A 14,759-nucleotide genomic window follows, 5' to 3' on the forward strand; every position below is an offset into this window, starting at 1 on the left:
CACTGCAATGACCAAGCAAATCCAGGACGCCTACATCGTCGCCGCCACCCGTACCCCGGTGGGCAAGGCGCCCAAGGGCATGTTCCGCAACACCCGCCCCGACGACATGCTTGCGCACGTGCTGCGCAGCGTCGTCGCCCAGGCCCCGGGCGTGGACGTCAACCGCATCGATGACGCCATCATCGGCTGCGCCATGCCGGAAGCCGAGCAGGGCATGAACGTGGCACGCATCGGCGTGCTGCTGGCCGGCCTGCCGAACACCATCGCCGCGCAGACCGTGAACCGCTTCTGCTCCTCCGGCCTGCAGGCCGTGGCGCAGGCCGCCGATGCGATCCGCCTGGGCAACGCCGACCTGATGCTGGCGGGCGGTACCGAGTCGATGTCGATGGTGCCGATGATGGGCAACAAGATCGCCATGGCGCCGAGCGTGTTCGACAACGACCACGTCGCCATCGCCTACGGCATGGGCATCACCGCCGAGAAGGTCGCCGAAGAGTGGAAGGTCTCGCGCGAAGACCAGGACGCCTTCGCCCTGGCCTCGCACCAGAAGGCGATGGCCGCGATCCAGAACGGCGACTTCAAGGATGAGATCAGCCCGTACGAGATCGTCTCGCACCTGCCGGACCTGGTCGACGGCCAGCGCATCATCACCCGCAACAAGGTGGCCGACACCGACGAAGGCCCGCGCCCGGACTCCTCCGCTGAAGGCCTGGCCAAGCTGCGCCCGGTATTCCGCAACGGCCAGTTCGGCGGCACCGTCACCGCCGGCAACTCGTCGCAGATGAGCGATGGCGCCGGTGCCGTGCTGCTGGCCTCGGAGCAGGCGATCAAGGATTACGGCCTGACCCCGCTGGCGCGTTTCGTCAGCTTCTCGGTGGCCGGCGTGCGCCCGGAAGTGATGGGCATCGGCCCGATCGCCGCGATCCCGAAGGCCCTGAAGCAGGCCGGCCTGACCCAGGACCAGCTGGACTGGATTGAACTGAACGAAGCCTTCGCCGCGCAGTCGCTGGCGGTGATCCGCGATTGCGGCCTGGACCCGAGCAAGGTCAACCCGCTGGGCGGCGCCATCGCCCTGGGCCATCCGCTGGGCGCGACCGGCGCGATCCGTACCGCCACCCTGCTGCACGGCCTGCGTCGTCGCCAGCAGAAGTACGGCATGGTGACGATGTGCATCGGCACCGGCATGGGCGCGGCGGGTATTTTCGAGGCGCTGTAAGGTTCAAGGCGTTGCCTCGATGGGCTTCATGGCGTGGGTCGGGTTGGCAGGGCTGCCCGGGACACGCCGTGAACCCTTCCATGGGGGCTCGATGGCGCCATCCATGGCGCCAACGGTCCCGGGCAGCCCTGCCAACCCGGCCCTTCCAGCCTCCCCGCGGCGGAGGGATGAGCAAAGGCAGGGTCAAAGGCCGGGGTCAGATCCCTTTGCTGCGCAAAGGGCTCTGACCCCAACAAGCAAAAAGGCAGCCATCGGCTGCCTTTTTGCTTTTGCTTTTGCTCTTGCCCTTGATTCCGCCCTTCCCGTCCGCGCCGCACGGAAACTGTCGAGAGGGGGCGGATGGCCCTCTCCAAAACCGTTGGCGCCATGGATGGCGCCACCGAGCACCATGGAAGGGCTTTGGCGTGTTTTGGAGAGGGCCATCCGCCCCCTCCGCCACGTATCAATCAAAGCGCTGACGGAGCGCTTGATAAACCCCTTATTCCGCCAGCATCGCCGCCAGCTTCTCCCGCGCCGGGCCGGCCAGCTTCGGGTTGTCCAGCGCGAAGCGGATTGTCGCCTCCACCAGACCCAGGTGCGTACCGCAGTCGAAGCGGGTACCCTCGAAACGATAGGCATCGACTTCTTCGGTCTTCAGCAGCTCGGCAATCGCATCGGTCAGCTGGATCTCGCCGCCGGCACCGGTCTGGGTCTGTTCCAGCAGTTCGAAGATCTTCGGGCTCAGCACGTAGCGGCCGACCACCGCCAGATCACTCGGCGCGTCCTCCGGCTTCGGCTTCTCGACGATCTGCGAAATGCGGCCCTTGCGGCCATCGAACGCCTCAGTGGCGACGATGCCGTAGCTGGCGGTCTTTTCGTGCGGCACGTCTTCGACCGCGATCACGCTGGCACCGCTGGCCTCATTGAGGTCGGCCATCTGCTTCAGCGCACCGGCACCGCGATTCCAGATCAGATCGTCGGGCAGCAGCACCGCGAACGGCTCGTCACCGATCACAGCCTTGGCACACAGCACTGCGTGCCCCAGGCCCAGCGCCTCGGCCTGGGTCACGAAGATCGCGCGCACGCCGTTGGGCAGCACATGCCGGATCAGCTCCAGCTGCTCCTGCTTGCCGGCGCGCTCGAGCTTCTGCTCCAGCTCGTAGGCCTTGTCGAAATAATCGGCAACCGCGTGCTTGTAGCGGTTGGTGATGAACACCAGCGTGTCGCAGCCGGCTTCGATGGCTTCATCAACGGCGTACTGGATCAGCGGCCGATCAATGATCGGCAGCATCTCCTTCGGCACAGTCTTGGTTGCTGGCAAAAAACGCGTTCCCAGTCCTGCCACCGGGAAAACTGCCTTGCGAATTCGCTTGCTCATTGGTGCCTGTTCGCCTCACGTGCCGGAAAGGGCACGACTTTAGCGGATGAAATGTAAGCATCCTGTTCGATTGGCGAGAATTCCGGCATCGTCGCAAACAGGATTTCCTGGATGCTGGCAGTGTCGTAGCTGGCAATCGCCTCACGCAGGCGCGGAACGTTGCCCAGCACCAGGTCGCGCGAGAACGTACGCACGCCGGCCTCGAGAATCTTCGGGTGCGCGGTCGAACGGTAGTCTTCGTCCGAATAGAACAGCGTCTCGTGCAGCTTCTCGCCCGGGCGCAGGCCGGTATAGATGATCTGGATGTCCTTGTACGGCTGCTTGCCGGTCAAACGGATCATCTGTTCGGCCAGCACGCGGATCGGCACCGGCTCGCCCATGTCCAGAGTGTAGATCGCACCATGCGACGCCGACGCGGCCGCCTGCAGGATCAGCTGGCAGGCCTCGGGGATGGTCATGAAGTAACGGCTGACTTCCGGGTCCGTGACCGTGACCGGACCACCGCGCAGGATCTGCTCGCGGAACAGCGGCACCACGCTGCCGGCCGACGCCAGCACGTTGCCGAAACGCACCGTGACGAAACGGGTGTGCGTGGACTTCTGGTCCAGGCTCTGGCAGATCATCTCGGCGTAGCGCTTGCTCGCACCCAGCGCATTGACCGGGTCGACCGCCTTGTCCGTGGAGATAAACACGAAATGCTCCACGCGGGCTTCCAGGCACGCGCGGGCGACGTTCTCGGTCGCCAGGATGTTGTTGCGCACCGCTTCGCGCAGCTGGCGCTCCAGCACCGGCACGTGCTTGTAGGCGGCCGCATGGAAAGCGGTATCGACCGGGTGCAGCGACAACGCATGGCGAATTACCGCCGGGTCACCGCAGTCGCCCAGCACCGCCTCGATCTCGACATCGGGGAAGCTGCGCCGCAGCTCGCCCTCGATGGTCAGCAGCAGCAGCTCGCTGATCTCCAGCAGGATGATGCGACCTGCACCGTGCCGCGCGCACTGGCGACAAAGCTCCGAGCCGATCGAACCACCGGCGCCGGTGACCATCACAGTGCGCCCACCCAACCAGCCGCGGATCAGGTTCCAGTCCGGCATGATCGGCTTGCGGCCCAGCAGATCCTCGATCGCCACTTCCTTCAGCTGGCCCGGCAGCGACTGGCCCTGCAGGATGTCGCTGAGCTTGGGCACGGTACGGAACGGAACGCCGGTGCTTTCGCAGATCGCGACAACGCGCTGCATGCCTGCGGCGTCCAATGACGGCATGGCAATGACCAGCAGCTTGGCAGCGGTCTCGCGGACCACTGTCGGGGCGTCATCCAGGGTGCCGAGGATCGGCAGGCCCTGCAGCTTGGCACCCCGCAGGTGTGGTGCATCGTCGAGCAGGCCGACCGGCTCGAAGTTGCCGGAACGACGCAGGTCGCGCACCAGTGTTTCCGCCGCCTGGCCGGCGCCGAGGATCAGCACGCGGCGGGCGCTGGAATCGGACTGCAGTGCCTGATAGTCCTTCCAGGCCCGGTACAGCAGGCGCGGTGCGCCCAGCAGGGCCGACAGCGCGAACGGGTAGATCACCAGCACCGACATCGGCACGCCGTCGAAGCGCTTCCACATCAGCACCAGGACGATGGCGACCATGCCGATGAAGCTGGCCTTGAAGATGTTCAGCAGGTCGCTGACGCTGGCGAACCGCCACAGCCCGCGATACAGGCCCACGCGCCAGAACACCAGGCCCTGCAACAGCAGGACCAGGGTGGTATCGACGTTCCACAGGGGCAGCGCCGGAGCGTTGGGCAGGATCGAGTAACGCCCTGCATGGAGCAACTGCCAGCATGCCCAGACCATGAAAAGGTCGTGGCAGACGATGGCCGAACGCGGCATCAGGCCGAGGATTCTGTCCCGCCAGGGTGAAGCCATAAGTCAGGTATTTCCTTGTCGGTAGCGCATTCCATTGCGCAGGAGGAGCCAGAGGACGCTCAGCGCGGTGAACCACGCGATCGCCACGGCAGCCTCCCACCTCGGCTGCAAATTGGAGCAGACATTGAACACTGTAATACTGAACAGGCCCAAAGCAAAGTACATCCCTGTCACCTGGGGGTGACTGGCTCCTGCCTGCACCGCGCGCTGGTAGACGTGCTGGGTGTGGGGTTCCATCCAGCGTTGTCCTGAAATGATGCGCGCCAGCAGTGTGAAGCCCGCGTCCACGAGGAACGGCGAAACCGGGACCAGCAGCAGGATCCAGTTGATATCGGTACGCACGCTGGCGAGTGCCAGCACCGCTGCGACCGCATACCCCAGCGCTCCACTTCCTACATCGCCCATGAAGATCCGGGCCCGAGGGAAGTTGAACGGCAGGAATCCAAGGCAGGCCAGGCCCAGGGCCACGGCAGCCAGCGAGTACGGCCACGGCAGCACCGGCGCCAGCCCCAGCATTGCCACGACGGCCTGGCTGGCGGCAATGCCGTTGATGCCGTCCATGAAATTCCAGATGTTGATCAGTGAGGCGGTGAACAGCAGCACCAGCGCCGCCAACAGCCAGCTGCCGCCATTCACCTTCACCAGGCCGGCCAGCAGCGTCGCGGCGATGAAATGCACCAGCAGGCGACGCATCGCTGGCAGGGGCTTGTGGTCGTCCCACCAGCCGATACCGGCCACCAGCACCAGCCCAAGGCTGGCCACCAGTACTGTCGGCGTGCTCTCGGGCCAGGCCCAGATGGCCACGGCTGCAGTCACCAGCAGGCTGATGACGATGGCGATGCCGCCACCGCGCGGCGTAGCGACGCTATGGCTGCGGCGTTCGCCGGGCTGATCCATCAACTGCTGGCGCAGCGCATAGCCGCGTGCCGCCCAGGTCAGCACCGCACTCAGCAGGGCGAGCGCCAGCAGCGCGCCCATCACAAGCCAAGGCATGGATCAGAGCACCGCGTAGTTCAGCAGCGGCTTGACCGTCCCCCACTCCTTGCAGCTCGGACACTGCCAGTGGTGGGTACGCGCCCCGAAGCCGCAGCGGGTGCAGCGATAGGCCGGGTTGCGCACCAGCAACTGGTCAGTGATGTGCTTGAGGTCATGCAGGGTGGCTGTGGAATCGGCGCCCTCGGCCAGGGTGAGGTCGATCAGCGCGGACTCGCCACGCACCGACGGGCGATCCTTCAGCTGGCGGCCGAGGTAGGCACGCGCCGGGGCCACGCCTTCCTGCTCTTCCATCAACCGGGTCAGCGCCAGCACCGGGGCAATGCCACGGTAATGCTCTGTCATCTCCGACAGGAACGCGCGCGCACCTGCCAGATCGCCCACCTTGCGATAGTTCTGCATCAACGCCGGCAGCAGTTCCGGCAGGTATTCGGGGTCGTTGCGCGCGGCGCGCTCGAAGGCGCGCACGGCGGCCTCAGGATTGCCCGCGTCGGTTTCCAACCGGCCCTCGATGATGCCGGCGCGCACCGACATCGCATCGGCCTGGTAGGCGCGGGCGATCGCTGCCCTCGCCTCTTCCAGCTTGCCGGCGCCACGGAATCGCTCGGCCAGTTCGCACTCGAACTGCCCGATCAGCTTGCCCATCGGCTCGCCGGTGACATCCTCGAACCGGGTGGCGTTGTCGATGGCCTTTTCCCAATCGCGCTCGGCCTGGTAGATACCGATCAGGTGCTTGAGCGCCTGCGGTGCGCGCTGATCCAGCTGGGCCAGCTCGGTGAACACGGTCTCGGCACGATCCAGCAGGCCGGACTTCATGTAGTCCTCGCCCAGGGCCAGCAGGGCCTGCACGCGCTGTGCGTCACTCAGGTCATGGCGATTGACCAGGCCCTGGTGCAGGCGGATGGCGCGGTCGACTTCGCCACGACGGCGGAACAGATGGCCCAGCGCGACCTGGGTCTCGAAGGTTTCCTTGTCCAGCTCGGCGATGTGCAGGAACAGCTCGATGGCCTTGTCCGGCTGCTCGTTGAGCAGGTAGTTCAGGCCACGGAAATAGGTGCTCGACAGGCGGCTGACCTGGCTGTCACCGTGGCGTTGGCCACCACGCCGCCCGATCACCCACCCGGCCAGTGCGGCCAGCGGTACGAACAGGAAGAACCAGAACCACTCGGTGACGAAATCCATCTTCGATCAACGTCCATCAAAAGATTGGGGGGAAGCAACCGGTGCCGGCGAAGCGGCAGCGGACTTGTTGGCGCGACGCAGCTGGCCGTAGAGCGGAATGACCACGCTCACCAGCACCAGCCCGGCACCGACCACGACACCGACCAGCAGCGCGGCAATCAGGGCCACGCCCACCGAAGTGTGCAGTTGGGTAAACAGCAGGTTGATCGACATTGCGGTCATGTTGACCGCACCGATGATCAATCCAAGGATCAGCACCGCCAGCAGGACCAGCAGACGAAAAACCTTCATGCGACAGCTCCAGTGGCAGGAGTCCGTAGCTTATCCGACTCGCGGCTGGATTCGCACGCGGTGGCGCGACGGCAGGCTCAGGCCGGATCGGCGTCCAGCGGCAGCACACTGCTGACCCGCTCGCGCAGTTCCTTGCCCGGCTTGAAATGGGGGACATGCTTGCCCGGCAGGGCAACCGATTCGCCGGTCTTCGGGTTGCGACCCAGGCGCGGCGGACGATAGTGCAGCGAGAAGCTGCCAAATCCACGGATTTCGATGCGATCCCCGGCGGACAGCGATCCGCCCATCATTTCCAGCAACGACTTCACCGCCAGATCGACATCATCGGCCTTCAGGTGCGCCTGGCGGCGCGCAAGGATTTCGATCAGTTCGGATTTGGTCATTACCGGCTCACATCAGGGGCATCTCAGCCTGAAACGGCCCGGGCAATGCCCGGGCCGTCCAGGAAACAACGAACAGCCTAAGGCCGATTACTCGGACTTGTTGCCGTTCAGCTGTGCACGCAGCAGCGCGCCCAGCTGGGTGGTGCCGCTGGAAGCCGAAGAGGACTGGTATTCCTCCAGCACTTCGCGCATTTCAGCGTCGTCCTTGGCCTTGATCGACAGCTGCAGGGTACGGCCCTTGCGGTCCATGCCCACGAACTTGGCTTCGACCTTGTCGCCGACCTTCAGGTGCTGGGTGGCGTCGTCAACGCGCTCGTTGGCGATGTCGCGGGCCGAGACGTAACCTTCGATGCCGTCAGCCAGCTCGATGATCGCGCCCTTGGCGTCGACTTCCTTCACCACGCCTTCGACCTTGGAACCCTTCGGATTGGCAGCCATGTACTGGCCGAACGGATCCTGCTCCAGCTGCTTCACGCCCAGGGAGATGCGCTCGCGCTCCGGATCGACGGCCAGGACGACGGCGTCCAGGGTATCGCCCTTCTTGAAGTTGCGAACGACGTCTTCGCCGGTGGTGTTCCAGCTGATGTCGGACAGGTGGACCAGGCCGTCGATGCCGCCGTCCAGGCCGATGAAGATGCCGAAGTCGGTGATCGACTTGATCTGGCCCGACACCTTGTCACCCTTCTTGTGGGTGGCAGCGAAGGTTTCCCACGGATTGGCGGCAACCTGCTTCATGCCCAGCGAGATGCGGCGACGCTCTTCATCGACGTCCAGCACCATCACTTCGACTTCATCACCCACCTGGACAACCTTGGACGGGTTGACGTTCTTGTTGGTCCAATCCATCTCGGAGACGTGCACCAGGCCTTCGACGCCCGGCTCGATCTCAACGAACGCACCGTAATCGGTGACGTTGGAGACCTTGCCGAAGACGCGGCTGTTGGCCGGGTAACGACGGCCGATGTTGTCCCACGGATCCTCGCCCAGCTGCTTCAGGCCCAGCGAAACGCGGTTGCGCTCGCGGTCGAACTTCAGCACGCGGACGTCCAGCTCGTCGCCGACGTTCACGACTTCCGACGGGTGACGCACGCGCTTCCACGCCATGTCGGTGATGTGCAGCAGGCCGTCGATACCGCCCAGGTCCACGAACGCGCCGTAATCGGTCAGGTTCTTGACGACACCCTTCAGGATCGCGCCTTCCTGCAGCTTGTCCATCAGCTGCTCGCGCTCTTCCGAGTGCTCGCTTTCGACGACAGCGCGGCGCGAGACCACGACGTTGTTACGCTTGCGGTCCAGCTTGATGAGCTTGAACTCGAGTTCCTTGCCTTCCAGGTAGGCCGGATCGCGCACCGGGCGCACATCGACCAGGGAACCCGGCAGGAAGGCGCGGACATCCTTGATGTCCACGGTGAAACCACCCTTGACCTTGCCGCTGATGCGGCCGGTGATGGTTTCGTTCTTTTCCAACGCTTCTTCCAGCTCGTCCCACACCATCGCGCGCTTGGCCTTCTCGCGCGACAGGACGGTTTCGCCGAAGCCGTTCTCGATCGAGTCGAGGGCGACCTTGACGATATCGCCTTCGGCGACGTCGATTTCGCCAGCGTCGTTACGGAACTGTTCGATCGGCACGATGCCTTCGGACTTCAGGCCAGCGTTGATCACCACGACGTCGCCGCGGACTTCAACAACGGTACCGCTGACGATGGCGCCCGGCTTCAGCTTGGCCAGGTTGGCCTGGCTGGCTTCAAACAGTTCGGCAAATGATTCGGTCATTAGATTTACTCTGTTGGACACATGGGTCGGTGGCGTCCCCTTCAGGGGAATGGCGACCGCCCGCCTGTTGGTCGACCCCGGAAACGCAGGTCGTGTGTAGTAGGAAAACCGCCACGCATCATTGCGCGACGGAGCGGGTACAGCACTGCTTTGCGCGACCACTGCCGATGCGACTGGCAGTGCTCCCGCGCGAACGGATCAGGCAGCCGGAACCGGAAGCAGATCCATCACTCGGGCAACGACATCATCGATGCCGATGCCTGTGGTGTCGATGAGGACAGCATCGTCTGCCGGCTTCAGGGGCGCCACGGTACGCTGAGCATCACGGGCGTCGCGGGCCATGATCTCGCGCAGGAGGTCATCAAAGTTAACAGAAACCCCCTTGTCTTTCAACTGCTTATGCCGGCGCTCTGCGCGCTCCTCGGCACTGGCGGTCAGGAAGACCTTGTAGGGGGCGTCCGGAAAGATCACCGTGCCCATGTCGCGGCCGTCGGCGACCAGGCCCGGCAGCTCCCTGAATGCGCGCTGGCGCTCCTTCAGGGCGGCCCGGACCTCCGGGATGGCGGCAATGGCCGAGGCCAGCGCCCCGGTGGTCTCCAGGCGCAGCTCGTCGGTGGCATCGGTGCCGTTGACCATGACCCGCATGGCATCGCCCTGCTCGACAAACTGAACGTGGGTGTCAAAGGTGCAGCGGACCAGCGCGGAGGCGTCGGAGGTGTCGATGTCGGCCCAGCTTGCGGCCACGCCCACCGCCCGGTACAGCGCGCCCGAATCCAGGTAATGCCAGCCCATCCTGCGCGCGATGATGCGGCTGATGGTACCCTTGCCGGCCCCGGATGGGCCGTCGATGGTCAGGACGGGAGCGAGTGGATTCATGGGGGTCCCAGAGCGTGTGAAGAGGCCATTCTAGCCCCTGCCAGACGCCCCCAGCGGGATCTTTTGTGCAACCACTTGAAACCATGAGGAAAAGCCCGGTAGAATGGCGGGCTTGAACGAGCGTCAACTGCCGATTGTCTTTCGCATATCGCGGCCACGCTCCACCCGAACAACTACTGTTTACGCCGAGGTATGCCATGAAAGTCCTGTCCTCCCTGAAGTCGGCGAAGGCCCGTCACCGTGACTGCAAGGTCGTGCGTCGTCGTGGCAAGATCTTCGTCATCTGCAAGTCGAACCCGCGTTTCAAGGCGCGTCAGCGCTAAGCCTCACAGCCTTCCGGCTGCGGCTGGCCCTACGCGGGGCCGACCCGATGCAAGAAACCGCCTTCGGGCGGTTTTTTGTTTATGCGGCTTTTTCCTGCCGTTTTTGCTGTAATCGCCTTTCTTGACCACTGGGGAGTAGATCGAGATGAAGCGTTACCTGTCCGCCCTGGCCGTGATGGCCACCCTGGCCGCCGCCACACCGGCACTGGCCGATACCCTGCTTGTCGACCGTGCCCGCGAGAAGCCGGCCGGTGCCCTGCCCGTGCGCGGCCAGAGCATGCAGCAGGTGCAGGCGCAGTTCGGCGCGCCCAGCGAACAACTGCAGCCGCGTGGCGGGCAGAAGCGGCAATGGCCGACCATCAACCGCTGGGTGTACCCGCAGTTCACCGTCTACTTCGAGAAGCAGAAGGTGATCGACGTGGTGGCCAACCAGGCGGACCCGAACGAAATCGGCCCGAAACCACCGATCCGTTGATCCCTTTTCCCGCCCTGGGCGGGCCTGTGTAGCGAGACCATGAACCAGACCCTTCGTTTTCCTGCCGAGTGGGAAGCCCAGAGCGGCGTCCTGATTGCCTGGCCTACCGCCGACACCGACTGGGCCGACCGCCTGGGCCAGGTGGAAGAGACCTACATCGCCCTGGTCGCGGCCATCACCCGCTTCCAGCCGGTGCTGATCTGCGTGGCCGACGACGATGTGGAGACCTATGCCGAAATGCGGCTGCGCTCCAACCGCATCGACATGGACAAGGTGCACTTCACCACGGCCGCCTACGACGATACCTGGCTGCGCGACTCCGGCCCGATCACCCTGCGCCGCGCCGACGGCGGTTTCCAGCTGCTGGACTTCCGCTTCACTGGCTGGGGCGGCAAGTTCGACGCCACCCTGGATGACCAGCTGGTGGGCGTGCTCGACCAGGCTGGCGTGTTCAACGACGCCCCGGTACGCAGCATTCCGTTCGCGTTGGAAGGCGGTGGCATCGAGACCGACGGCGAAGGCACCCTGCTGACCACCTGGAAGTGCCTGCACGAACGCCACCCGGACCGCGACCGCGCCAGCCTGAGCGCCGACCTGGCCGACTGGCTGCAGCAGGACCGCGTGCTGTGGCTGGACCACGGCTACCTGGAAGGCGACGACACCGACGCCCACATCGATACCCTCGCCCGCTTCGCCTCCGCTGACAGCATCGTCTATCAGGCCTGCGACGACGAGAGCGATTCGCACTACGCCGAGCTGCAGGCGATGGGCAACGAGCTGGCCGCGCTGCGCACCAAGGACGGCCAGCCGTATCGCCTGTTCCCGCTGCCGTGGGCGCGGCCGGTGATCGACGAAGGCCGCCGTCTTGCTGCGTCGTACGCCAACTACCTGATCGTCAACGGCGCGGTGCTGATGCCGGCCTATGGCGACCCGGCCGACGACCTGGCCCGTGATGTGCTGGCCCAGGCGCATCCGGGTCGCGAGATCGTGCAGGTGCCTTGCCGCTCGCTGATCTGGCAGAACGGCAGCCTGCACTGCATCACCATGCAGCTGCCGGCCGGGTTGTTGAAGGTCTGACGGATGACGCCGGGCCCCGCCCGGCACCGCCCGGCACCGCTTTTGTAGAGTCGAGCCATGCTCGACTGGCTTCATGTAGAGCCGAGCCCACGCTCGGCTGGCCGCTCGCGCGATCGAAGCAGAGCGCAGCCGAGCATGGGCTCGGCTCTACAACACCGGCCATTCAGCGCGCAACACGCCGTCGCCGCCCATCCGCGCTAACATGCAGGTTTTCCCCCGCAGGAACGCCCCGCATGAACTCGCGCAGCCCCCTTACCGTCGCCCTGATCCAAGAGCGCAACCACGGTGATGCCGCCGCCAACCTGGCGGTGATCGAAGCACGCGTGGCCGAGGCGGCTGCGCAGGGTGCCAAGCTGGTGCTGCTGCAGGAACTGCACAACGGCCCGTATTTCTGCCAGCACGAATCGGTGGACGAATTCGACCTGGCCGAATCCATTCCGGGCCCGAGCACCGAGCGCCTGGGCGCACTGGCGAAGAAGCATGGCGTGGTGCTGGTCGGCTCGCTGTTCGAGCGCCGCGCTGCTGGCCTGTACCACAACACCGCCGTGGTGTTCGAGAAGGACGGCAGCCTGCTCGGCAAGTACCGCAAGATGCACATCCCGGACGACCCGGGCTTCTACGAGAAGTTCTACTTCACCCCGGGCGACATCGGCTTCAAGCCGATCGATACTTCGGTGGGTCGCCTGGGCGTGCTGGTGTGCTGGGACCAGTGGTACCCGGAAGCGGCGCGCCTGATGGCGCTGGCCGGTGCCGAGCTGCTGCTGTACCCGACCGCGATCGGCTGGGACCCGGACGACGTGCAGGACGAGAAGACCCGCCAGCGCGACGCCTGGGTGCTGAGCCACCGTGGCCACGCCGTGGCCAACGGCCTGCCGGTGCTGAGCTGCAACCGCGTCGGCCACGAGGCGTCGCCGCTGGGCGCGTCGGGCATCCAGTTCTGGGGCAACAGCCACGTGCTCGGCCCGCAGGGCGAGTTCCTGGCCGAGGCCGGCACCGAGGCCACCGTGCTGCTGTGCGACGTCGACCTGCAGCGCAGCGAGCATGTGCGCCGCATCTGGCCGTTCCTGCGTGATCGCCGCATCGATGCATACGGCGACCTGCTCAAGCGCTACATCGACTGAGCCGGAGCCCGCGCATGGCCGTCCTCATCCGTGATGCCGGTCCGGCCGACATCGACGCAATCACCGCCATCTACGCGGTGGAAGTGACCGATTTCGTCAACACCTACGAGTACGACATCCCGGACGCGACCGAGATGCTGCGCCGCATGCGCGACATCATTGATCGTGGCTTCCCCTACCTGGTCGCCGAGATCGACGGCCAGGTGGCTGGCTATGCCTATGCCAACACCTATCGCACCCGCATTGCCTACCAGTGGACCGTGGAGAACTCGGTCTACGTCGATGCCGCGTTCCAGGGCAAGGGTGTCGGCACCGGCCTGCTGCAGGCCTTGATCGACGCCTGCGTGGCACGTGGCTACCGGCAGATGGTGGCGGTGATCGGCGAACCGACCAACACCGCCTCGATCAAGCTGCACGAACGCTTCGGCTTCGAGCTGGTGGGCGTGTTCCGTGGCCTCGGCCGCAAGCATGGCCGCTGGCTGGACACCGTACAGATGCAGCGCGCGCTCGGCGATGGCGCCGACACCGCCCCCTCCAATGAATGAACCCATGACCGAAACCCTTCCCGAGACCGGCGACGACCTGTTCGCCGGCCAGCCGGTGCGCGTCGTCGAACGCGACGGCGTGCGCTACACCCTGCTGGGCACCGCCCACGTCTCCCGCGCCAGCGTCGAGGCCGTTGAAAAAGCCATCGACAGCGGCCGCTTCGATGCCGTTGCCGTCGAGCTGGACCCGCAGCGCCTGCAGGCGCTGAGCGACCCCGACACGCTCGCCAAGCTCGACCTGGTCGAGGTGATCCGCAAGGGCCGCGTCGCCCTGTTCGCCGCCAACCTCGCTCTGTCCGCCTATCAGCGCCGCCTGGCCGAGCAACTCGACATCGAGCCCGGCGCCGAGCTGAAACGTGCGGTGGAACTTGCCCGCGAACGCAACCTGCCGGTGCACCTGATCGACCGCGAGGTTGGCCTGACCTTCCGCCGCGCGTCGCAACGGCTGGGCTTCTTCGGCAAGCTGAAGCTGGTTGCCGGCCTCGGCGCCGGCCTGTTCTCGTCCGAGGAAGTGGGCGAGAACGAGATCGAGAAGCTCAAGCAGGGCGACATGCTGGAATCGAGCTTCGGTGAGTTCGCAAGCGAGAGTCCGGCGCTGTACGAAACCATCATCGGCGAGCGCGACCGCTACATGGCCACCCGCCTGCGCGAAGAACACGACCCGCGCCAGCGCGAAGTGCTGGCAGTGGTCGGAGCCGGCCACCTGGCGGGTCTGGCACGCCACCTGGAAACCGACACCGAGGCACCGGCGCCGCTGCGCGCCGAGCTGGAGGCGGTGCCGAAGAAGCGCAACATCCCGTGGTTCACGCTGGGCATCCTGGCGATCGTGGCGACCGGCATCGGCGTAGGCTTCTACCGCGGCGGCCTGGGCGTAGGCACCGAGCTGCTGGCAACCTGGGCGATGTATACCGGCGGCCTGGCCGGCCTGGGCTGCCTGCTGGCCGGTGGTCACCCGCTGAGCATCCTCACCGCGATCGCGGTAGCCCCGTTCAAGCCGTTCCGCCTGAGCATCCCGACCGGCGCCTTCTCGGCACTGGTGGAAGCGCGTGTGCGCAAGCCAGCCTACGAGGACTTCCTGAAGCTGCGCGACGATGCGCAGAGCCTGAAGGGCTGGTACCGCAATCGCGTTACCCGCGTGGTGCTGACCTTCATGCTGACCAACATCGGCAGCATGCTTGGCCTGTGGCTGACCACGTTCAAGGTGTGGGGAAAGGTGGCGGGATGACGTCCCAGCGCT

The 14,759-nt window shown here is 65.5% G+C and carries 15 protein-coding genes; 7 read left to right on the top strand and 8 right to left on the bottom strand.

The annotated features are described in order from the left end of the window. Positions 1-7 precede the first annotated feature (7 nt). Complete coding sequence (locus AC5P7X_RS15455) at positions 8-1,216, top strand: acetyl-CoA C-acyltransferase (protein WP_053500881.1); 1,209 nt, start codon at positions 8-10, stop codon at positions 1,214-1,216. Positions 1,217-1,694: 478 nt separating this feature from the next. On the opposite strand, the gene galU is transcribed toward AC5P7X_RS15455, so the two are convergent. The 8 genes from galU to cmk all read right to left on the bottom strand — a co-directional run bounded on the left by galU (position 1,695) and on the right by cmk (position 9,981). Beyond that, the gene (gene galU, locus AC5P7X_RS15460) at positions 1,695-2,573 is read right to left on the bottom strand and encodes a UTP--glucose-1-phosphate uridylyltransferase GalU (protein ID WP_032954121.1); all 879 of its coding nucleotides are present in this window, start codon (positions 2,571-2,573) and stop codon (positions 1,695-1,697) included. Then, positions 2,570-4,483, bottom strand: a complete 1,914-nt coding sequence (locus tag AC5P7X_RS15465; protein ID WP_032954120.1) for a polysaccharide biosynthesis protein — start codon at positions 4,481-4,483, stop codon at positions 2,570-2,572. The genes galU and AC5P7X_RS15465 overlap by 4 nt, the downstream gene beginning before the upstream one ends. A gap of 3 nt (positions 4,484-4,486) precedes the next feature. Next, the gene (locus AC5P7X_RS15470; protein WP_032954119.1) at positions 4,487-5,476 is read right to left on the bottom strand and encodes an MraY family glycosyltransferase; all 990 of its coding nucleotides are present in this window, start codon (positions 5,474-5,476) and stop codon (positions 4,487-4,489) included. 3 nt (positions 5,477-5,479) lie between these two features. Continuing rightward, positions 5,480-6,658 (bottom strand): lipopolysaccharide assembly protein LapB, encoded by a 1,179-nt coding sequence (gene lapB / locus AC5P7X_RS15475; protein ID WP_005416232.1) that lies wholly within the window; start codon positions 6,656-6,658, stop codon positions 5,480-5,482. Between the two features lie 6 nt (positions 6,659-6,664). Next, on the bottom strand, positions 6,665-6,949 hold the full coding sequence (locus AC5P7X_RS15480; protein WP_005416231.1) for a lipopolysaccharide assembly protein LapA domain-containing protein: 285 nt from the start codon (positions 6,947-6,949) through the stop codon (positions 6,665-6,667). Positions 6,950-7,026: 77 nt separating this feature from the next. Further along, positions 7,027-7,332: an integration host factor subunit beta gene (locus tag AC5P7X_RS15485; protein WP_005409286.1), complete on the bottom strand. Its 306-nt coding sequence runs from the start codon at positions 7,330-7,332 to the stop codon at positions 7,027-7,029. 87 nt (positions 7,333-7,419) lie between these two features. Continuing rightward, a complete protein-coding gene (gene rpsA / locus AC5P7X_RS15490) occupies positions 7,420-9,105 on the bottom strand; it encodes a 30S ribosomal protein S1 (RefSeq protein WP_005416230.1) in 1,686 nt (561 codons plus the stop codon). A 198-nt stretch (positions 9,106-9,303) separates the two neighbouring features. Next, positions 9,304-9,981, bottom strand: a complete 678-nt coding sequence (gene cmk / locus AC5P7X_RS15495) for a (d)CMP kinase (RefSeq protein ID WP_049411481.1) — start codon at positions 9,979-9,981, stop codon at positions 9,304-9,306. A gap of 197 nt (positions 9,982-10,178) precedes the next feature. On the opposite strand from cmk, the gene ykgO reads away from it, so the two are divergent. From ykgO to AC5P7X_RS15525, 6 genes are all read left to right on the top strand, one after another. Then, complete coding sequence (gene ykgO, locus AC5P7X_RS15500) at positions 10,179-10,304, top strand: type B 50S ribosomal protein L36 (RefSeq protein ID WP_005409283.1); 126 nt, start codon at positions 10,179-10,181, stop codon at positions 10,302-10,304. Between the two features lie 175 nt (positions 10,305-10,479). After that, a complete protein-coding gene (locus AC5P7X_RS15505; protein ID WP_227837998.1) occupies positions 10,480-10,779 on the top strand; it encodes a hypothetical protein in 300 nt (99 codons plus the stop codon). A 39-nt stretch (positions 10,780-10,818) separates the two neighbouring features. Continuing rightward, positions 10,819-11,856, top strand: a complete 1,038-nt coding sequence (locus AC5P7X_RS15510) for an agmatine deiminase family protein (RefSeq protein WP_005416227.1) — start codon at positions 10,819-10,821, stop codon at positions 11,854-11,856. Between the two features lie 233 nt (positions 11,857-12,089). Next, entirely contained in the window at positions 12,090-12,977 is an 888-nt protein-coding gene (locus AC5P7X_RS15515; RefSeq protein WP_005416226.1) for a carbon-nitrogen hydrolase, read from the top strand. Between the two features lie 14 nt (positions 12,978-12,991). Next, positions 12,992-13,522, top strand: coding sequence for a GNAT family N-acetyltransferase (locus AC5P7X_RS15520; RefSeq protein ID WP_005416225.1), 531 nt, complete (start codon positions 12,992-12,994; stop codon positions 13,520-13,522). 4 nt (positions 13,523-13,526) lie between these two features. Next, the gene (locus tag AC5P7X_RS15525) at positions 13,527-14,747 is read left to right on the top strand and encodes a TraB/GumN family protein (protein ID WP_088123866.1); all 1,221 of its coding nucleotides are present in this window, start codon (positions 13,527-13,529) and stop codon (positions 14,745-14,747) included. The last annotated feature ends 12 nt before the right edge of the window (positions 14,748-14,759 follow it).

The sequence above is a fragment of the Stenotrophomonas sp. YJH_SMC_53 genome, from assembly GCF_059369995.1.

Bases quoted from the DNA above. Each gene is read 5' to 3' on its own strand.
- AC5P7X_RS15455 (WP_053500881.1), top strand. From the start codon at position 8: ATGACCAAGCAAATCCAGGACGCCTACATCGTCGCCGCCACCCGTACC.
- galU (WP_032954121.1), bottom strand. From the start codon at position 2,573: ATGAGCAAGCGAATTCGCAAGGCAGTTTTCCCGGTGGCAGGACTGGGA.
- AC5P7X_RS15465 (WP_032954120.1), bottom strand. From the start codon at position 4,483: ATGGCTTCACCCTGGCGGGACAGAATCCTCGGCCTGATGCCGCGTTCG.
- AC5P7X_RS15470 (WP_032954119.1), bottom strand. From the start codon at position 5,476: ATGCCTTGGCTTGTGATGGGCGCGCTGCTGGCGCTCGCCCTGCTGAGT.
- lapB (WP_005416232.1), bottom strand. From the start codon at position 6,658: ATGGATTTCGTCACCGAGTGGTTCTGGTTCTTCCTGTTCGTACCGCTG.
- AC5P7X_RS15480 (WP_005416231.1), bottom strand. From the start codon at position 6,949: ATGAAGGTTTTTCGTCTGCTGGTCCTGCTGGCGGTGCTGATCCTTGGA.
- AC5P7X_RS15485 (WP_005409286.1), bottom strand. From the start codon at position 7,332: ATGACCAAATCCGAACTGATCGAAATCCTTGCGCGCCGCCAGGCGCAC.
- rpsA (WP_005416230.1), bottom strand. From the start codon at position 9,105: ATGACCGAATCATTTGCCGAACTGTTTGAAGCCAGCCAGGCCAACCTG.
- cmk (WP_049411481.1), bottom strand. From the start codon at position 9,981: ATGAATCCACTCGCTCCCGTCCTGACCATCGACGGCCCATCCGGGGCC.
- ykgO (WP_005409283.1), top strand. From the start codon at position 10,179: ATGAAAGTCCTGTCCTCCCTGAAGTCGGCGAAGGCCCGTCACCGTGAC.
- AC5P7X_RS15505 (WP_227837998.1), top strand. From the start codon at position 10,480: ATGGCCACCCTGGCCGCCGCCACACCGGCACTGGCCGATACCCTGCTT.
- AC5P7X_RS15510 (WP_005416227.1), top strand. From the start codon at position 10,819: ATGAACCAGACCCTTCGTTTTCCTGCCGAGTGGGAAGCCCAGAGCGGC.
- AC5P7X_RS15515 (WP_005416226.1), top strand. From the start codon at position 12,090: ATGAACTCGCGCAGCCCCCTTACCGTCGCCCTGATCCAAGAGCGCAAC.
- AC5P7X_RS15520 (WP_005416225.1), top strand. From the start codon at position 12,992: ATGGCCGTCCTCATCCGTGATGCCGGTCCGGCCGACATCGACGCAATC.
- AC5P7X_RS15525 (WP_088123866.1), top strand. From the start codon at position 13,527: ATGACCGAAACCCTTCCCGAGACCGGCGACGACCTGTTCGCCGGCCAG.